Raw genomic sequence first — 21,543 nt, 5'->3', positions numbered from 1 at the left:
ATGTCTATTTTAAGTTTAAGGATTTGAAATATTTCTTTTTGTATTTTCTGATAGAAGAATACAAAGATTTGTTTCCGATATTTTTTTTCAAAAACTTTCTAAGTTGGCAGGTAGAATGAAATTCCTGATTTACTTTTTTTGAATAAAAACTGTAAAAAGTTAAAGTGTCTCCCGAAAGCTCAAAAGGGTAAATTATGTATTCTGTTTTATTGTTTATTTCGGGAGAGATCATAACCATATTTGCAACTTTATGTTTTCCAATTGACGAAATAAATCCTCTGTATGTTCCCATATCTTTTACATGGGCTTTGCCGGAATCGTCAATATTTAAAAACTGAACGAGATATTCTTTTTTATTAAAAGGAGCAATTGCTATCATTGGCGAGTCTACTGGTAAATTACTGTCTGCAAAGTTTTCGATTTTTACAGGTTCCCAGAAACCAATTAATGTTGTGTCAATGTAAGATTGACATGTTTTTCCAGCTGGATATGGAGAACTTAAATCATCACAAGAAATAATGAAGAAAGAAGATAAAACAATTAGTAGCAGGTAAAATGTTTTCATTAAAGCAAAGTTAAGGGTAAAATTAAAAAAACGGATTATTTTTTTTATGATTTTGAAATTTCTTCTATTTCCTTTATTATTTTTTTTGCAAGTTTATCGGCATTTTTTATTGAAGCGGATTCAGCATAAATTCTGATAATTGGTTCGGTATTAGATTTTCTAAGATGCACCCATTCGTTTTCAAAATCTATTCTTAATCCATCTACTGTTAAACAAGGTAATTTTGAATATTTCTTATGCATATCTTTGATGATCTTATCAGTATCAATGCCTTTTTTTAGTTCTATTTTGTTTTTAGAGATAAAATAATCGGGAAATGTTTTTCTTAATTCCGAACATTTTAATTTACTGATTGCAAGTTGGCTTAGAAAAAGAGCAATTCCCACCAAAGCATCACGACCATAATGTAGTTCTGGGTAAATTACGCCTCCGTTACCTTCGCCACCAATTATTGCTTTGGTATCTTTCATTTTTTTAACAACGTTCACTTCTCCAACTGCAGAAGCGGTATATTTCCCCTTGTGTTTTTCTGTTATTACTTTTAATGCTCTTGAAGAACTTAAGTTAGATACAGTATTCCCCGGAGTTTTTGAAAGTACATAATCAGAAATAGAAACTAAGGTATATTCTTCACCAAAGAAAGTCCCGTCTTCGCAAATAAATGCAAGGCGGTCAACATCAGGGTCAACAACAATTCCTAAATCTGCTTTTGACTTAACTGTTTTATTTATTGTTTCAATTAAATTCTCGGGAAGTGGCTCAGGGTTATGTGCAAAAATACCATTGGGTATATTGTTAATTTCAATAATCTTTTTTACTTTTAAAGCAGTTAGTAATTCTTTAACAGCAACAGAGCCTACCGAATTTATTCCGTCAACAAGTATAGTAAACTTTGCTCCGGCAATTGCTTTTTTATTTACCAGAGGCAATGCAAGAATTTTATCTATGTGTTTTTTGTTGTAATTATTAATTATTGTTACGGAACCTAATTTTTCAACTTCGCTATATTTAGGTGAATTGTTATCTGCATATTTTAAAACTTTTTTTCCGTCATCATCAGGAAGAAATTCTCCTTTGTTATTTAAAAGTTTTAATGCATTCCATTGTTTTGGGTTATGGCTTGCAGTAATAATAATTCCACCCGATGCTTTTTCATATATAACTGCCATTTCAACAGTAGGAGTTGATGCTAAACCTAAATCAATTACATTTATTCCACAGCCTGTAAGTGTACCTATTACAATGTTTGAAACCATAGGTCCCGAAATTCTTGCATCGCGACCAACAACAACAGTAATTGTTTTTGATTTTGACTGTTCTTTTACCCATTGTCCGTAAGCTGTTGTAAATCGTAGTATATCAAAAGGAGTAAGGTTGTCGCCTGTGGCTCCACCAATGGTTCCGCGTATTCCTGAAATTGATTTAATTAATGGCATAAGGTTTATTTTTTTCAAATTTGCATAAAAAAGGGCAACTCACAAAATGTATATTATTTTTTATCGGGCATTTTCCGTTTTCTTAAATTAAGAACATCTCCAGTTTTTACACTATCTGATGGATTAAGATTATTTTTAATCAAAAGCTTCTTGATTTTTATTCCATAAAATTGTGAAATGCTGTTTATTGTTTCGCCAGGTTTTACTATATGTGTATCTTTTCCAAATTCTGCTTTATTTCGTTTTGGCTGAATGTATAAAATCTGATTTATTCGTAAAACAGAATCGCGGGTAAGATCATTATATTTTAATAATTCCCATGTAAACATATCAAGTTCTTTTGCAATCGCATCAAAGCTATCACCTGATTTTGCAGTAATATATTTTATTCTGTTATGTAATTTTATTTCACGACCTAATGATGTTATTGCAAAGTTATCTATGTCGCCTGTTTTTCTTTTCTGTTTGGTTTGAGTGCTGTCCTTTTTGGAAGCATTGAATTTTATTCCTTTATCTATTTCGTAAAGTTTGTTGTCTTCAATTATTTTAATTAAATGCTCGGGATATTTGGGATTTGTGGCATAACCTGCTTCTTTTAATCCTTTTGCCCAACCTTTATAATCAGTTGAACTTAATTGAAACAATGCAGCGTATCTTTTAGTTTTTACCAAAAAATCACCGTGATCATCAAATGACTCTTTTGCACTCGAATATTTTCTAAAGCATTCATTTTTTGCATCATCATCTTTATATACTTTTTCACCATCCCAGGTGTGACATTTAATACCAAAATGATTATTCGCTTCGCGTGCAAGCCAGCTGTTACCGTCATCTGATTCAAGGCAGCCCTGTGCTAAAGTAATACTTGCAGGAATACCTGTTCTTTTCATTTCTCTTATTGCCCAATCACTATATGTTGAAATATATTCTGCACGGGTTATTCTTTTTTGTTGTGCTATAACAAATAACTGTGTGTTAAGGCAAAGAAGAAAAAGTATGTACTTTATTACACTATAGTTCATGTAATAAAAATACGAACTGAATTATTAAAAATGAGAAATAATAAAATAATTTATAAAGAACAGATTGTTGATATCAGAGTTTAACTATGGTAATAAAAAATTAACACTTATAGATTTCTATAAGTGTTAATTAAAAATATTCAGAATTAATTATTTAACAATACTCACAACCCCTTGTATCGGATCCATATCAGGAGATAATGTCAGGATAAAAACATATGATCCCATTGGTAATTCTTTCCCTTTCCAGGTTCCATCCCACCAGTTACTAGGATTAGCATAGTTGTCAGATTTGTAAAGCAAATTACCCCATCTGTTATATATTTCAACTTTAGCTAAAGGATAAAGATTTATATGTTTTATTTCAAATTTATCGTTTTTGCCATCTGCGTTAGGTGAGAATAAAGTCGGAATTTCTAAACAATTAAATTGATCTAAGCTTCCTACTACTACAGAGTCAATGGTTGCACAACCGGTACCGTCTGTTAAAGTTAGATAGTAAACACCAACACCGATTTGAGTAAGGTTAGCAACAGTTGCACCGTTTGACCACAATAATGCAATTGGTTGTGTTGCAGTTGTGATTGTTGCAGTCGCAGTTCCGTCTTTATAATCGTCGCATGTTGCATTTGTTGAGGCAAGTGAAAACTGAGGTATGGAATAAACTGTCACAACAACACTGTCAACAGTTGCACAATTGTCCGTGTTTGAAACTGTAACAGTATAAACGGTACTTACAGTAGGATTAATATTCTGCACTGCACCTGTACCTAAACTTTGGTTCCAGGTATAGTATAAAGGAGGTGTTCCTGTACTTGAACTTGCGTTAATAGTAATTCCTGTTCCATGACAAACAGTCGCATCATTTGATGCTATTGCAACAGGGGTTTCATGTATAACTACTACTTCACTGTCACTTGCCGAGCATGATGCTGAAGCAATAGTTTCTGTTAAATGAAGAGTACCTGTTGTGCTATTTCCCCAAGTTACAGCTACGGTTGCAGATGTTGCTGTTGCAGGAGTACCGTTTGTTATCGACCAGGTGTAAATATGGCCATTAATATTTGTAGTTGAATAGTTCATTGTATATCCCTGACAAACTGTGAGTGTTCCGGTAATTTGTGGGGTAGGTGAAGCGTTTAAGTTTACAAGAACCTGATCAGTTGCTGTACATCCGTTTGCACCTGTTACAGTTACAGTATATGTAGTTGTGCCAATTGCGGAAGGAGTAAATAAAACACCTTGCAGAATTCCATTATCCCATGTATAAGTAATTCCACCTGTTGCTGTTAATGTTACCGTTTGACCTATACAAATATTCTGATCAGTTCCGGCATTTGCAGATGGTGAAATATTTACTGTTACATCTACCTGATCGGTTGCTGTGCAGGAATTTGCATCTGTAACGGTAACTGTGTATGTTGTTATTCCAATAACACCAGGACTGAAAGGAATTCCTTGAGTTATACTATTGTCCCAATTGTATGTTGTTCCACCGGTTGCTGTAAGTGTAACTGATTGTCCGAAACAAACTGTTTGATCATTACCAGCATTTGCGATAATATTATTTACTGTAACATTAACCGAATCAATTGCAGAACATGAATTACCGTCAGTAACTGTTACATGGTAAGTTGTTATTCCAATATTTGCAGGTACAAATAAAACAGATTGCACAACTCCGTTATCCCAAACGTATGAATTACCTCCGGTTGCTGTAAGGCTTATTTGTTGCCCAATACAGGCTGTCTGAGGCAAACCGGCATCTGCGTTTGGTAGTGCATTCGCGGTTACTACAACCTGATCTGTTGAGGTACATGAGTTTGCTCCAGTAACAGTTACTGTATAAGTAGTGTTTCCAGATAAAGATGGAGTAAATGCAACACCTTGCAAAACTCCATTTGACCATGAGTATAAAACCCCTCCTGTTGCTGTTAATGTAACATTATTCCCAAGGCATATTGCCTGATCTATTCCGGCATCTGCTGTTGGGCTTGGATTTACTGTTATCTGAACCTGATCTGTAGCTGAACATGCACTTGCAACTGTTACAGTTACTGTATATGTTAATGTGCCTGAAGGAGTAAATGGCACTCCCTGAGCTACCCCATTGTCCCATTGGTATGAATCTCCACCGGTTGCTGTAAGAGTAACTGTTTGACCTGAACATATTATTTGATCTGTTCCTGCATTAGCTACAATGTTATCCATAGTAACGTGCACTGAATCTATAGCGGTGCATGAGTTTGCATCAGTTACTGTTACAGTGTAAGTTGTTGTGCCAGTTGTTGCAGGTGTAAAAGGGATTCCTTGTTGTACTCCATTATCCCAGATATATGATGTTCCTCCAGAAGCATTCAAAGTTGCCTGACCCCCGGGACATATCAATAAGTCTGTTCCTGCATCAGCAGGAGGAAGGGTATAAACTGTAACTGTTACTTGGTCAGAAGCAGTACATAAGTTAGCATCTGTAACTGTTACTGTATATGTTAAATTTCCTGTTCCTGCAGGTGTAAAAGGTACTCCTTGTGAAATACCACCTGACCAGCTGTATGATGTGCCTCCTGAAGCATTTAAAGTTATGCTATTGCCAGAACAAATTGCCTGATCTGCACCAGCATTTGCAGTTGCTGAGTTGGTTGTTATATCCATTGTTGTTGAAACAGCACATGTGCTTCCATCTGGGGTGAACGTATATGTTGCAGTGCCATTAACACTAGTGTTAATTGTGGTGGGGCTCCATGTTCCTGTAATCCCATTTGTTGAAGTTAATTGAAATGCATCTGGACTTTGTCCCAAACAATATGGACCTAATTGGGTGAATGTTGGTGTTACACTTGAATTAATAGTCACAGAAATTGTTGCAGTTGTAGCACATAATCCGGCAGTTGGAGTAAATGTATATGATGAAGTTCCGGCTGAACCGGTATTAATAGCTGCTGGAGACCATGTTCCGGTTATTCCATTTATAGAAGATGCCGGTAATGATGCTGGAGTAGCTCCAACACAATATGGTCCATATGAGTTAAATGTTGGAGTAACATTAGAATTTATATTTACTGTGATTTGTGCTCGCGGTCCTTCACAGGTTGTAGTTTGTGAAACCCAATAACTTGTTGTTCCTACTGTTGTTGTTGATGGTGTTGGGGCAGTTCCACTTCCTGTTCCCCCGGTTGCTGTTGTATACCATAGTAAGCCTGATCCTGTAGCTGATAATTGACCAGCAACAGCATTCTGACAATAATTTACTGGTGAAGTAACTGCTGGTGCAGCTGGTCCAGGGCTAACTGTAACTACCCATTGCTGATCAGCCCATAATGTGTTTGCACAGAATCCAGACGAGCCTGAAATAGGATTGATTAAACATGCGTATGTTGTTGTGGAACCTAATCCGGCAGGTGGATCATAAGTTGGTAGTACACCTACTGTAATATTTACATCATCCAGAATTAGAATAGGACCGGTTAGTGGAAAAGTGGGTCTTGTACTTGTCCAGCGAAATTGTAAATAATTTTGAGCTAAAGTGAAGTTAAAATTTCCTGACAAAGCATTACAACCAAAAATGATATCACCATTTAATCCTGTATAGTTATTGACAAGTACCCATGAACTTCCATTCCATGCTTCAAGCCTTAAGCTTGAGGTTGCACCAATCACATATGACGTTGCGCCATATCTGAATGATAAATTTGTAACAGGACTTGCATATAATGCAGTAGTTACTCTGTCATTTGTTGCATTAAATTCTGCTGCAGGTGCATTTAATCCGTAACATGAAGAATTTACACCTATTGATGTATAAGCCCATCCGGTTGGAACTGTTGGTGCAGTTAAGAAAGGTTCATAATAAACTGAATTTGATCCGCTGGCTCCCGGAATTAAATTCCAGCCAACAGGTACAGAACTTCCGGTTGGTGCAGAGGTGTTGCCATTGTATGAATACCATTGATAATTAAAAGAGCCATAATTCTGATCCGGTAAAGTTGAAAAACCAATGACAGAAGGATCACCTCCACTGCATATTGTTTGTCCGGTATTTTGTACTACTCCTGGTTCAGGATCTGGTAGTATGTGAAATCTTACTTTTGTACAACCAATATTGTTGTTACATCCTCTTGTAAAAACATTATACTCAATATATGGATCTTCGCCGGGGCATAATGCATTGCTCATTATAGCAGCTAATAATGCGGTTAAAGTAATTGCAGGAGTTTGAGAAGTAACATCGCAACTGCCCGAAAATAAATCAGAATTTGGCAAAGCGTTTTCGCAGGTAAGTGCATCTAACACACCACAAATTATTATTGGGTTTGTCCAGTTTAATGAAGAACCTGATGATAAATAGTAGTTCTGCGGAGTTAAAGTCCCTATTCCTACTTCATCTCTGCAAACTGCATAAGTGTTATAATATAATGGACGACCTAAAGCATCTGTTCCATCTGCCACATGCGACTCAAGAAAACCAATTCCTGATAATAAAATTTCGGTAGGTTGAACATCTCCATATGAAGTAGAGAAAGAATAAATTGTAAATGAAGTTCCAACACCAATTGCATTTCTTGGAACAATTTTCCAATAGTAAGTTGTGTTTATTGTTAGAGGGCCAGGATTGTAATATGTCTCAGGGCTATTACTAACAACTAATGGCGGATTTGCTGCGGTACCAAAATATATGTCGAACCCTGTAGGATTATCATTTCCTTCTTTCCATGAAAGAATAGTATTTAAGCATTGGTTTGTTGCTCCGTTTGCAGGAAAGTTATTTGTAACTGATGATGGTAAACTTACAGCAGCTGGTGGTGCTGTTCTTGTAAATGTAATTCTTGAGTTTGCAGCGGGTAAGGTTGTTAAATTATTTGAAGCGTTATTATTAAACGTAGAAGTATTTGCACTTTGTTGTGTTATTAATTGATTTATTGTAGGGGTTGAGCTGATTGAATTTGAATTTAGTCCGGAGGTGTAAGTTTCATCTACTGAACATGACCCACTTCCACATGAATAAGTAGTTTGAGTCATTGTTGGACCATAAACAAATTCAATATTCCCACTTGTTTCATATAATTTAATCTGAAAATTTAGACTTCCGGGAGTTTCAGTACATGAATTATCATTGCATGCAATATAATTATACATATTAGTCCATTGAACCGTAAAAATTCTATTAGGCGCAGATCCCGTAGTAGAATAATATATACTGGAATTTAATGCACCTGCATTAGCACATACAAGATCGTTATAAAAGGCTGCAACAGCTTGACTTGAGCCTAATGTTCCGGTATAAGTAAAATTTGAATTATCCCAGGCATATGGTTCTGGTGTTCCGCAAGCTGGTATATCTGCTCCATCTGCATTTGTTGCAGTATTAAAAGTTAAAAAACCATTTAAACTAATTAATACCGAAGTATGCGATCCTCCATCGTAAGGAAAGCTAAATGGAATTGTAATTGCGGTACTCAGGTTGTTATCTATGTCACCACCATTCTTCCATGTAGTAACTGCAGTTCCTGTTCCAGAAATACTTGTGTAAGTAATTCCTGTAGTTCTTGTAACACTATAGGTGTCTAAACCAATCTGGCCAAATGTTGATATTGAAATTAACAACATTAAACTTAATAAAAATAAAATGGGTCTCATTATTAGTTGTTTGTTTTGTAAAAGGTTTCTGATGATTATAATTTTGTTAACTTTCTTATAATAAGGATGTTTTTATTGTTTGCAAAAATCTGTTTTTTAATAATTATTTTTTAGAGGGCTGCCCCTCTGTTATTTTTTATTTTTTAAATTTTTTAGAAAAAAATGATAAATCTGTTTAGCTCACCAAATTTATAAAATAACAGTTTACTAGGCAATTAAAGTTTAAAAAATTTACTAAATCGAAACAGTATGAATGTTTCTAAACTGTTTAGAAATTAAAAGATTTTTAAGTTAACCTGTTAAGATTTGTTTTTAAGCATATTTCAGGAAGCTAAATCCTTAAAATGGGATTAAACAGCTATCTGTTAAATTCAAGAGCCTTTCCTTTTATTTGCTCATTAAAGTTGCCACTATTATATACCGGTATCCCGTTAACAAAAGTTGTAATTATTTTTGAGTTAAATGTAGTTCCCTCAAAAGGTGACCATTTACATTTGTATAATATGTTATCAGTTTCAACTTTCCATGAATTATTTAAATCAACCAAAACTAAGTCTGCCCAATAATCAGGACGAATATAACCTCTGTTTTTAATATTAAAAAGTTCGGCAGGAGCATGGCACATTTTATCTATTATTTTTTCAAGAGAAAACACTCCGTTTTTATTCATTTCTAACATTGTTAAAAGTGAATGTTGAACTAATGGTCCACCAGATGGGGCCTGAAAATAATTTGCCGATTTTTCTTCAAAAGTATGAGGTGCATGATCTGTTGCAACAATATCCAGAATATTATTATTTAATGCTTCTCTTAATTTATCTCTGTCGTTTCTGGTTTTAATTGCAGGGTTCCATTTTATTTTGTTACCATATTTTTCATAATCTTCATCCGTAAACCAAAGATGGTGAACACAAACTTCAGAGGTAATATTTTTTTCTTTTATAGGCTTATTTGATAGTAATCCCAATTCCTTAGCGGTTGACAAATGAAGTAAATGTAATCTTGTGTCATATTTTAATGCTAAATCAACAGCTTTTTTTGATGAGGTGTAACAAGCTTCCTCTGATCTAATAAGGGGGTGATATTTTACTGAAATATTTTCTCCTAATGTCTTTAAATAGTGTGAAGCATTTGCACGAATTATACTTTCTTCTTCGCAATGAACAGCAATAAGTAATTTAGATTTTTTAAAGAGTTCTGAAAGTGTGCTTTCGTCATCTACCAGCATGTTTCCGGTTGAGGATCCCATAAAAACTTTTATACCACATATTGCATTTTTATCAGCAGATAACAATATGTCTAAATTTTCATTTGAAGCACCTAAGTAAAATGAATAATTTGCTAATGATTTTTCTGCGGCAATATCAAATTTTTCCTGCAAAAGCTCATGCGTAAGTGCAGGTGGTCGGGTATTAGGCATTTCCATAAAAGATGTAATGCCACCTGCTACAGCTGCTTTGGCTTCGGTGTAAATATCTGCTTTGTAAGTTAAGCCTGGTTCGCGAAAGTGTACCTGATCGTCAATAACGCCAGGAAATAGGTGTAATCCCTCAGCATTAATAATAGTAAAATTTTCAGATGAAATATTTGCAATAATGTTTTCGGAAACCTCTTTAATTTTTCCATCAGAAATTAATACGTTACCAATGAAAGTTTTATTTTCGTTTACAATTGTAGCACCTTTAATGTAATATTTTTGCATAATATTAATTTCCAAGTATCAAGTCCAAAATTTCAAATTCCAAAAGACTTAGGGCTTGAAATTTTCATCTTTAAATTATTGATTTTAATAAAACACTAAATGGCTTGCTTATAGTTCCTAAAAAGACTTTTCCATTTCATTTTTATAACTCCCCATACTGCTTCGCTGAAAATACCTCCACTCATTTTAGATGTGCCTTGTTTACGGTCGGTAAAAACAATAGGAACTTCAACAATATTAAAACCCATTTTCCAGGTAGTGAATTTCATCTCTATCTGAAATCCATACCCTTTCATTTTTATTTTATCAAATGGTATGGCTTCTAATACTTTTCTATAATAGCAAACAAATCCGGCAGTGGTATCACGAATATCCATTCCTGTAATAAAACGAACATATGCAGAAGCATAATAAGACATTATAACTCTTCCAATTGGCCAGTTAACAACGTTTACGCCTGATTTATATCTTGAACCAATTGATAATGATGGTTTTTCAATATTGCATGCGTTATATAAATTTATAAGGTCGTCAGGATTATGAGAGAAGTCGGCATCCATTTCGAAAATAAAATCGAATTGACGTTCAAGACACCATTTAAAACCTGCAATATATGCAGTTCCAAGACCAAGCTTACCTTTTCTTTCAACTAAATGGAGGCTTTTGGGAAATTCTTTTTGTAAATCTTTTACAATTAAAGCAGTTCCGTCGGGTGAGCCATCGTCAATAATTAAAATGTCAAATGATTTTGTTAAAGAGAAAACCTTACGAATAATCTTTTCAATGTTTTCTTTTTCGTTATAAGTTGGTATAATTACAATTGAATCTGACATTTATTCTTTTTTCGATTTACTTATTTATGCAAATATAATTTTAATTTTTTTGTATTTGAAACTCAATGTGGTTAAAAAGTAATAAATTAAAAAAATTAAATATAAAATATCATAACGTAAGTTTAACTATTCTATTATTTTTGCAACCGATATGCAATATTTATCATATCCTTATAATGAAAATAATAATTGCAATTGACGATACTGATAATTTAGAAAGTCGTGGTACAGGGTTCAGAGCCCGTGAACTGGGTCTTTTATTAGCTAAAGCTGGTTTGGTTGATTTAATTTCTGTTACCCGTCATCAATTGTTGTTTGATAGAAGAATACCATATACATCTCATAATAGCTCAGCCAGTTTATTATGTGAACTAAAATCGTCTTTGCAAGATGTAATTGCGTTTTCAAAAGAGTATTTAATTAAAGAAGCGGCAGATGGTTCGGATGCCGGTCTTTGTATTGCAATTTATGAAAAAGTAAATCAGGAAATTATAAATTGGGGACATAAGGCTAAAATTGAAATTCTTACAAAAGAGAAAGCTCATGAGCTTGCAATTAGAAATGAGATATATCTGGAAGGATTTACGGGTGAGAAAATTGGAGTTATTGGTTCGTTGGCTGCTGTAGGCTTAAGAAAGGAAGGAAGCGACGGACGCTTACTTTGGATGAAAAATATGAGGGAAACAACGGGTATCTTTAAAATTTCTGATTATAAAGCATTAATTGGACTAGAAAATATTTCAGACAAAGATGGTATCTTTGTTTCCGAAAATGAAAATATATTGGTAACAGAATGGTGTAGACCAATTCATAAAAATAATGAGATTACTCTAATAGTTGAGAAAGAACAAAATAGTAGTGAATATGAATGGAAATGTGCTTCAAAGGAATATATCAAAAGTATTTCCCAATAAAATAGCTGCAACATCTGTAGAAATACTTTTCTTGTTTTTAATGGGAGTTCTTGCAATGCTTATTCATGCAAAACTTAGAATACCAATGCACCTGCCAGGCAAGAACGGATTATTGTTTATGATGATAGTTGTTTCCTCTTGTGCTGCTTCAAGATTTAGCTTCGGAGCCAGTCTAACCTGCTTTGGTTCTGCTTCTTTATTAATGTTTGCCAACTTAGGATTTGATGATCCTTTTATGCCAATAGTTTACATATTATTAGGTGTATTTATGGATTTGATTTTTGGTATTTCAAAATTATTTAAGTCAAATGTGTTTATTGTTGCTATTGCTTCAGGTTTTTGTTGGATGTTAATTCCATTAATTCGTTCAGGCATCTCTTTAATTACAGGTTTTCCATACCAATCACTTTTAGGTGGTGTTGCATATCCTTTATTTACACATTTTATTTTTGGTTTGTTGGGTGGATTAATTGGCGCCGGATTAGTATATTTTGCTAATAAAACTCAGAACTAATTTCTTAATGTTAAAACCAAATTTGAAAAAACTTATAAATATATTTTGCGATATGCATTTAATTCCATATCGAATAATGTGTTTATTATTGTTATTTGTTATACCATTTTATTCATGTAAAAAGAAATCTGAAAATCCTCCTGTAATATCTTTTATTAATGAAGCAGGTTATACTTTTGCAGATAGAATAGTTGCCGTAGGTTTACCAATAAAAATAGGAATTAGTGGTTTAAGTGAAGATGCACCCATTACAAATCTGTCAATAACTTTAACTACAGAAAACGGAACAGAAATAGCATTGGATTCGGGATTATATACTAATGATCTGCACTTTGTTAAAAATATTTCATATGGAGCATCTGCATGGGAAAAGTGGACTTTTACAATAATGGATAAAAATAGGAAGAAGGCCAGTTTAACTATAACTCTAACTAAGGATCCAAATTCTGTTTTCGGGCAAATAAATTATTACCCATCAATAATATTGGGTTGTCAGGATAAAATTTCAATCGGCAGTTTTTTGAATCCTGAAAACGGGTCAATATATTTTTCTGATTCTACTGATGCTATTCAAAACAGTATATATATTATAACTTATTATGCTTCATTAAATGTTCCTCCTACCGACTTTACTTTTGGCTCTCCAAGTGATAACGATGTTACTACATATTATCCGAATATTAGTAACTGGACTTTGCCAAGAAATGAAATAAGATATAAATTCGATTCACTTACTGTTTCTCCACAGGAGTTTGATATGGCATATAATGACAGTTTAATTATTTCAAATTACACAAGTGCAACTGTAGGTAAAAGAAAGTTTAAATCGGCAAGACCCGGTTATGTTATCCCGTTTCAGGTTTCAATTGGTGCAATGGCAGGTAAACGAGGTTTGATTAAAATAATTTCAATTAACGGGCAGGAAAGCGGACAAATAGAATTTGCAATGAAGATTCAAAAATAAATGAGGTATTTTATTTTCACCATATTATTTGTTATGGCAGCTGTTATTTCAGGATTAGCTCAGGGTAGCTTGTCGGGAAGTATATCAGATAGTAAAACCCGACAACCTCTAACAAATGCTAATTTATGGATTAAAGAGATAAAAGCAGGAACAAGTAGTGATGACGAAGGCAAGTTTAATTTTAAGAATATCTCTGAAGGAAAATATAGTATTCAGGTTACTTTTATAGGATATGCAGATACAATAATTTTAACACAGATTTTAAATAACAAAGTAACAAATATTGAAATAAGTCTTAATCAATATAGTGCCGAAATGCCAGCTGTTGTTGTTACAGCAACAAAAAACGAAAGAAATATTAAAGATATTCCAAATAGAATTGAAGTCATAAATCAGAAAAAAATTGAGGTTTTTGCAGGAAATACAGTTGATGATTATTTACGATCTTTTACCGGAGTTAATGTTGACAGGTTTTCTGGAATTTATTCAAAAAGTGCAAGTATTACACTTCGTGGTTTAAATTCTGCTCAGCGTACTTTAATTTTAATTGATGGAATTCCAATGAATAAAACAGATGGAGGTTCGATAAACTGGAATAGAATAGATCCTGAAAATGTTGAGAAAATAGAAGTAATTAAAGGACCTGTTTCAGCTCTTTATGGTAGTAACGGAATGTCTGGTGTGGTTAATATTATAACAAAGGAACCTTCAAAATTAAATGGCGGAGATGTTTCTGTTTCTTACGGTACTTACAATACAGTAGGAACACGTGCACGTTACAATTTTTCAAAAATAAAGGAAAATAAAGGTTTTTTTGGCGGTGTAAGTGCTTTTTACCGACAAGGTGACGGATATATTCTTTACCCCGACAGTACAAGAGATTCAACAGATATTAAAACTTATTTAAGAGAAGGAGTTATTCAGGGAAGGTTAGGTTATCAGTTTAATTCTAATTCAAAAATTGTAGCTGAATATGGCTATTTTGACGACAAAAGAGGAGATGGGATTAAGATTTATGATAGTGATGGCGGTTACAGTAAATTCTCCACTCATTTTGCAAAACTTGCGTACTACAGTCAATTAGGGAAATATAAAGTTAATGTATATTGTTATCTTCAAAGAGAAAATTTTCATCAGCAGAAAGAAAGCTTAAAAACTGATAAGCTTCCACCATTTGCAATAACACAATATGTTTTATATGGTACTTTTTCCCATAGAAATGATAACGGAATTCAATTGAATATTTCCAGACCAATAACAAAACATCAATATTTTACAGGAGGGGTTGAGGTTAAATCGGGAAGTGTTGATGCGTCTGACATATATTATACATCAACAGATATAGTTTCTAATCTTGGAAATATGAATTTTTACGCTTTGTTTTTACAGGACGAAGCAAGTTTTTTTAATGAACATTTAAAAATTATTGCAGGAATAAGAACTGATTTTGTAAAATTTTATCATGGTCAGTTTTTAATGGAAGAGCCAACTGCAACAACATCAGTTTTGGCTTCTACTGTAGGCGATTTACCAGAAGATTCATGGAATTCGGTTAGTCCAAAATTATCTGTTCAATATAGAATTTCTGAAAAAATCAGAGTGTATGTTTCTGCAGGAAAAGGTTTCCGACCACCAATGCTCGATGATTTATGCCGTAATGGAAATATATCCAAAGGGTTAAAACTTGCAAATCCATATTTAAATCCCGAGAAAATTAATAGTTATGAATTAGGCGGGTCGTGGCAAATTTCTAAAAATTTTAATATTGAACCAACTGTATTTTATTCGCTGGGAACCGATTTTCAGTACTTTGTTGGAACCGGTGATAGTATTTTTGCTGGAACAAAAATGAAACCGATTCTTAAACGTCAGAATATTGGAGAAGCAGAAATTTATGGAGCTGAACTTGCTTTTAACTGGGATATAACAAAGAACATTTTATTTGAAGCAAATGGCTCATATTATCATTCAATTATAAAAGAGTTTAATGTTACAGGATATGTAGTAAATGATTTAACAGGTAAAGAATTAATGGAGGTAGCTCCATATCAGGCAAATGCTTCGCTTTGGTGGAAAAATAAATATTTTAATTTTGCAATGGGATATCATTATAAAGCTCCTCAGTGGACAGATGATGAAAATACAGTGCAGGCAAGCTCATATTCATTGTTTGATGTTAAAATTAGTAGAACTTTTAAAGAAAAATATAAATTGTCGCTATCGGTTGATAATTTATTAAATGATAGCTTTCTCGACGAAAAAGGAGTTCTTGGAATAGGAAGATTTATTATGCTTGAAATGATTTTTAAATTCAAGTAAAGTTTATTTTTAAATCTCGGAATTAATTCTTTATTAAAGAATTAATAAATCAATTATAAATCATTTTTTTTAATAATAAATGCTATTATATTTGCGATATGCATATTTATGCATGACGAAAGTTTTCAATGTATAACTAAATAAAAATGAGTATGAAAAGAATTTTTACAAAAGTGTTAATTTTATGTTTGCCACTATGGGCAACAAACTTATTTGCTCAGGATACCATTGTTGGTTGGACTTTTCCAAGTGGTTCAGCAGATTCTATTGTAGATTTTAGCGCTGGAACAATAAATACAACTCGCTATATTAGTGCACAATATGGCACCTATGGTTTGCCTTCTTATCACTCCATTACAACTTATTACACCAATGGTTCATTAGGAGCACCTGATAGTGCAGCAACATCAACAGGATGGAACAATGGTGTTGATTCATCTTATTGGATGGTGAAATGTAAAACTACAAACTATGGAAGTTTGAAACTATATTCAAAACAAAGTAGTGGTGGATCAAATCCTGGACCAAGGGATTTTAAAGTCCAGTATAAACTCACTGGTGCTACTTCTCCATGGATTGATGTTACCGGAGGAACTGTTGTTTGCGCAAACAATTGGACTTCTGGTGTCATTAATGGCATAGACCTTCCAGCAGCTTGTAACAATCAAACAAGTAGTATTTCTATTCGCTGGATAATGACTTCAAATTTCGATATAAATGGAGGTACAGTTGCTGCAACAGGAATAGCAAAAATTGATAATATTATTGTAACAGGTACTTTACTTACAGGAATTGAATCAAATGTAAATGAAAATTTAGTTCAAATTTATCCAAATCCGAATAATGGAAATTTTATAATTGAAAACACCACAGATATTAAGTTTATTCGAATTTTTAATACTATCGGAAAATTAGTATTTGAAACTGAAACAACATATGATAATAGAATTAATTTGTCTGGTTTTGAAAAGGGATTATATATCATTCATCTAACTAATTTGGATGGTGAAATTCAAACCTCAAAAGTAATTGTTGAATAATGTTAAATATATATTTTAATTTTTAATATTCATAGACATGACCTTATTATTAGGTCATGTTTTTTTTAATATATAGGTTATGAAGACTACATTAAGCATAATAGGAGCCATAGTAATATCAATTTATATTATTTGTGGATGTAAAAAGAAAGATGAAGAAAGTTTACCTCCTGCAATAAATTTTAAAGTCGGAACAACGTATACTAAAAACAATGATACAGTCGCCGTAGGACATAGGCTCTTTTTTGGAGTACAGGCCAGAGGTACATCTGATAATATAACAAATTTTACTATTAAAAAAATACTCGAAAATGGGACTGTTGTTACGGTTATGGATACTGGTTTGAATGCTTTAAGCCTTGATATTGATAAGCTTTTTTACCAAAATGTAGAAAACAAAGCCACTTGGGTATTTACTGTAATGGACAGAAACAGAATGACAGCTCAAATCTCGATGGATGTATACAAAGACCCAAATTCTGCTTATGGTGGAATATATTATTTTCCTTCTGTAAAAATTGGTTATCAAAATAGTACAATGTATGGTCATTTCATGAACCCATCAACTGGAATGGTCTATATTCAGGATTCGGCTACTGCTAATCAAAATAAAATAGATGTATTATGTTATTATAATGTTGCAGATGGTCCTGTACTTTCTTCATCAGGTGAAATGGATAATTTTAGTACAACTGCCCAGACGCTATATCCTGTAATCACTAGCTGGACAACAAGAAACTATACTAAATGGGATATAAGTATTGATAATGGTACATATACTCCATTGACATCTCCTGTTTTTGATGCAGCACAAAATGACAGTTTGCTTATTGTTTCTTATCATGAAATATGGGGAAAAAAGAAATTTAAATTCGCAACAACTGGAAAAATTATACCTTTTGTTACAAGTGGTGGAAAAAAAGGGTTAATGAAAATTAATAATGCAGAAGCTGTTGATAGTGGTTTTATTGATGTTGCCATAAAAATTCAACAATAAATTTTGAATTTATATAATCAGATATATTTTCCTTGTATTTTAAATTATACTAATTAGCTAAAATGCTAAAATTTATTTTCATATTTCTATTTTGTCCAATATTCTGTATTAGTCAGGTAAATCAAAAAGGAACTATTACAGGTATTGTAATAGAGAATGAAACGAATATTCCTTTAGCTGATGCAAATATATTATTAAAAGGTTACAGTTATGGTACAACCACTGGAAAGGACGGTAGATTTTCTCTTTCTAATATTCCCATTGGTAATTATATAGTTAAAATAAGTTATTTGGGATATCTCGATTTTCAGAAAAACATTACTGTAAAAAATGGTCAGAATATAAATATTAACATTAGGCTAAATAAAACGAGTATTACAACTCAGGAAATAAATGTAACGGCAACCAGAGAAGTAAACGTTTTTGAGCAAGCAAACAGAATAAGTTCTATTTCTGTAAAAAATATTGAATCTGCTCCAGTGCAAAACATTCCGCAATTAATTGATTATATGCCTGGGGTAAATATGAATAATACTTTTGGAATATTTTCGAGTAAAGCTGTTGTAACTTTAAGAGGATTGCCTGCAAATGATCAATCGCGAACGCTTGTATTGCTTGATGGAATACCATTAAATAAATCTGATGAAGGCTCTGTAAATTGGAATGCAATTAATAAAAACAATATACAATCAATTAAAGTTATAAAAGGTCCAGGTCCTGCTAAATATGGAAGTGGTGCAATGGGAGGAGTTATTGAAATCACTTCAAAAAAGCCAAAAAAGTTTATTCAAGGAGATGTAATGACTGAGTATGGTACTTTCAATACAATGTTAGCAAGTATTGGTTTGTCTGGTACAACAAAGGATTCTAGCTCCAAAAATTCATTTTACTGGGGATTAAGTGGCTTTGGTAGAAAAAGTGATGGATACATTACTGAATTAGAAGAATTCAAAACTTTTGCAGACACTATTTTAGTTCCTACTTATTTAAAGGAAATTAATACCACTGCAAAAGCAGGTTATTTAATTAACAACAATCACAATGTTGAAGTTCAGTTTAATTTATTTGATGATATTCGCGGAAATGGCGTTAAAGTATTTGAAGATTTAGGAGCTTTTTCAACACACCGCACGTATTCTGGAATTGCAAAATATTCCGGTACCACAGGCATTATTAACTGGAATGCTAATTTCTTTAATCTTTACGAAAATTATATAAGGCAATACGAATACATGAAAGAAGGGGAGTACCAACTGTATGGTGCCGATTCAAAAAGGAAAGATGTTGGATATGGATTTGATCTTTCTACTAAGAAATTTAATAAAAATGAAATTACTGCCGGATTTAATTATAAATTAGGAAATGTAGATGGAACAGATACATATTTTACTTCAACCGATGTAATTAGAAACACTGGAAATATGCAGACTTATGCAGTTTTCTTGCAGGACGAATTAAAATTTTTAAATGAGAAATTAAATATTAATGTTGGTGCAAGATATGACTTTGCCCATTTTTACAATGGTTTGTTTACAATTGATTATCCATCATACTCAATAGAATTTTATAAAAATTTTGAAGATAAAGCAGTCCCTTCAAAAAACTGGAATGCAATCTGTCCAAGGTTTTCAGCTCAATATTTATTTACGAATACTAACCGAACTTATATTTCAATTGCTAAAGGATTCAGAGCTCCTATACTTGACGAGATGACCAGAACCGGCAAGCGAAAGGGAGGTTTTAGCGTTGCAAATCCTGATTTAAAACCTGAATTAATTACCACATATGAAGTAGGAGGTGATAAAGCATTTTTCAAAAAACTAATTGCAAGTTGTTCTGTTTTTTACAGTGTTGGAAAAGATTTCATGTATTATGTTAGCACAGGTGATACAGTAAACATGGGTTATAAATTAGCTCCAATTTTAAAAAAGCAAAACATCGGTCAGGTCGAAATTTATGGTGCAGAGACTGAATTTAAATATGATATAAAAGATAGTATAACAATATTCGCAAATTATGCTTATACACATGCACAGATAACAGAACATAAAATTATTAATTCAAAAGTTGATTCAAGCCTTGCTGGAAAGTATCTAACAGATATTCCCAACCACAAAATAAGTGCAGGTTTTACATGGAAAAATAAAATTGTAAATACTTCTATTTTGTTTAAGTATGTTGGTAAAATATGGATTAATGATTTAAATGTAATTGATGAAGAATATTTAAAAACCGATAAGTATCCAGATTATACAGCTTTTAATATACGATTTGAAAAAAAATTTATTAAAAGAATGACAGTAAGTATAAGTATTGAAAATATTTTTAATAAAATATATGTAACCAATGATGCCCAAACCAGTCCTGGTAGGATGATAATTGGTTCAATAAGATTTGTTTTTTAATTTATAAAATATAATTAACAATATATAACTAAATCTTTAAATTATGAAAAACAAAATTTTCTTCTTGTTATGTCTAGCAATGACTATGTTATCATTTCAAATCTTTGCACAGGATATTGATGATAAAACAAATGATTTTTATGATAATGCACCAACAATTAATTTGCCTTTCTCTGGAATTGAGATTACCGGCGAAGTAGCTAACAATATAAAAATTGATTTGTCTACACTTCCACTTAGAAATGTAATAGTAAAAGAAACAGTTTTAATTGCAAAAAAAGACACTTTTATTGGAGCTTATCGTTACGATGGTTATTCACTTTATGATATTCTTAACAATGTAGTTGTTAAAAAGAAACTAGAAACAGAATTTGGTTCTATGATTGATGTATGGGTTGAAATTGAAAACAATAAAGGTGAGAAAGTAGTTGTTAGTTGGGGGGAAATATATTATCCTGTAAATCGACATAATATTATTATTGCTACAAGAGTTGCCCGTATTGTTCCTTCTAAAACAAAAGATTTATGGCCACTTCCTACAGAATCAAGATTAATTGTTGGTTCTGATTTGCTAACAGAGCGCAATATATCAAGTCCAACAAAGATTACTGTAAAATCATTTCCAAAATCTTATCCCGTAAACAAGGATATGCCTTCTGCTTTCTGCACTGTTACTAGTATTTATAAAAATGATTTAAAAATTGATTCACTAAAAAAATATCCTTCTAATCCTTTTCAACAATTATATCATACTGTTTTTTATGGCAGAGGTAAAGGGATACATGGTATTAAAGATTTTAAAGGTGTAATGTTTAAAGATGTACTATCAAAATATGCTTCAATAAATAAAAAAGATATTCAAACCATGATGGTTGCTGTTATTGCAAAAGATGGATTCCGTTGTGTTTACACATTCTCGGAGTTATTTAATCGTAATGATTATGCTGAAGTTCTTTTTATAGATAAAAGCGCAGATAAAAAGTTTGGAATATTTTCAGTATTTCCAGCTCAGGATTATTTCTCAGACAGAGCTGTTAAGGCAATTCAGGAGATTAGAATATTTAATTAACAGAGTTGGATATAGTTTAAATTATTAAATTATCATTCTAATATAAAACAGTCCAAGATGTCATACTGAGCAAAGCGAAGTATCTATTGCTTCAGAATATAGATTCTTCACTTCGTTCAGAATGACAAA

The 21,543-nt window shown here is 32.5% G+C and carries 14 protein-coding genes; 8 read left to right on the top strand and 6 right to left on the bottom strand.

Features of this window, described 5'->3' with window-relative positions; translation table 11 throughout:
* Positions 1 to 4: 4 nt before the first annotated feature.
* The 6 genes from HY951_18015 to HY951_17990 form a co-directional block, all read right to left on the bottom strand.
* Positions 5 to 565, bottom strand: a complete 561-nt coding sequence (locus tag HY951_18015) for a hypothetical protein (GenBank protein ID MBI5541957.1) — start codon at positions 563 to 565, stop codon at positions 5 to 7.
* Positions 566 to 609: 44 nt separating this feature from the next.
* Positions 610 to 2,001, bottom strand: coding sequence for a phosphoglucosamine mutase (gene glmM / locus HY951_18010; GenBank protein ID MBI5541956.1), 1,392 nt, complete (start codon positions 1,999 to 2,001; stop codon positions 610 to 612).
* A gap of 53 nt (positions 2,002 to 2,054) precedes the next feature.
* Positions 2,055 to 3,023 (bottom strand): glucosaminidase domain-containing protein, encoded by a 969-nt coding sequence (locus tag HY951_18005; GenBank protein MBI5541955.1) that lies wholly within the window; start codon positions 3,021 to 3,023, stop codon positions 2,055 to 2,057.
* Positions 3,024 to 3,173: 150 nt separating this feature from the next.
* On the bottom strand, positions 3,174 to 8,657 hold the full coding sequence (locus HY951_18000; GenBank protein ID MBI5541954.1) for a gliding motility-associated C-terminal domain-containing protein: 5,484 nt from the start codon (positions 8,655 to 8,657) through the stop codon (positions 3,174 to 3,176).
* A 358-nt stretch (positions 8,658 to 9,015) separates the two neighbouring features.
* A complete protein-coding gene (locus HY951_17995; protein ID MBI5541953.1) occupies positions 9,016 to 10,359 on the bottom strand; it encodes a dihydroorotase in 1,344 nt (447 codons plus the stop codon).
* 95 nt (positions 10,360 to 10,454) lie between these two features.
* The gene (locus tag HY951_17990; GenBank protein MBI5541952.1) at positions 10,455 to 11,192 is read right to left on the bottom strand and encodes a polyprenol monophosphomannose synthase; all 738 of its coding nucleotides are present in this window, start codon (positions 11,190 to 11,192) and stop codon (positions 10,455 to 10,457) included.
* Between the two features lie 176 nt (positions 11,193 to 11,368).
* On the opposite strand from HY951_17990, the gene HY951_17985 reads away from it, so the two are divergent.
* The 8 genes from HY951_17985 (at position 11,369) to HY951_17950 (ending at position 21,414) form a co-directional block, all read left to right on the top strand.
* Complete coding sequence (locus HY951_17985) at positions 11,369 to 12,106, top strand: ABC transporter substrate-binding protein (protein MBI5541951.1); 738 nt, start codon at positions 11,369 to 11,371, stop codon at positions 12,104 to 12,106.
* Entirely contained in the window at positions 12,057 to 12,620 is a 564-nt protein-coding gene (locus HY951_17980; protein ID MBI5541950.1) for a hypothetical protein, read from the top strand. The genes HY951_17985 and HY951_17980 overlap by 50 nt, the downstream gene beginning before the upstream one ends.
* 22 nt (positions 12,621 to 12,642) lie before the next feature.
* A complete protein-coding gene (locus HY951_17975) occupies positions 12,643 to 13,584 on the top strand; it encodes a hypothetical protein (protein MBI5541949.1) in 942 nt (313 codons plus the stop codon).
* Positions 13,585 to 15,903, top strand: a complete 2,319-nt coding sequence (locus tag HY951_17970; GenBank protein MBI5541948.1) for a TonB-dependent receptor — start codon at positions 13,585 to 13,587, stop codon at positions 15,901 to 15,903. It abuts the gene before it with no gap.
* 152 nt (positions 15,904 to 16,055) lie between these two features.
* Complete coding sequence (locus HY951_17965) at positions 16,056 to 16,943, top strand: T9SS type A sorting domain-containing protein (protein MBI5541947.1); 888 nt, start codon at positions 16,056 to 16,058, stop codon at positions 16,941 to 16,943.
* Positions 16,944 to 17,022: 79 nt separating this feature from the next.
* Complete coding sequence (locus tag HY951_17960; GenBank protein ID MBI5541946.1) at positions 17,023 to 17,940, top strand: hypothetical protein; 918 nt, start codon at positions 17,023 to 17,025, stop codon at positions 17,938 to 17,940.
* 62 nt (positions 17,941 to 18,002) lie between these two features.
* The gene (locus HY951_17955) at positions 18,003 to 20,345 is read left to right on the top strand and encodes a TonB-dependent receptor (GenBank protein ID MBI5541945.1); all 2,343 of its coding nucleotides are present in this window, start codon (positions 18,003 to 18,005) and stop codon (positions 20,343 to 20,345) included.
* 43 nt (positions 20,346 to 20,388) lie between these two features.
* On the top strand, positions 20,389 to 21,414 hold the full coding sequence (locus HY951_17950) for a hypothetical protein (protein ID MBI5541944.1): 1,026 nt from the start codon (positions 20,389 to 20,391) through the stop codon (positions 21,412 to 21,414).
* Positions 21,415 to 21,543 lie beyond the last annotated feature (129 nt).

The sequence above is a fragment of the Bacteroidia bacterium genome (assembly GCA_016218155.1).
GTDB lineage: Bacteria > Bacteroidota > Bacteroidia > Bacteroidales > GWA2-32-17 > GWA2-32-17.
The sequence above is the reverse complement of the archived record's forward strand: the minus strand, read 5'-3'. Positions and strand labels throughout refer to the sequence as shown.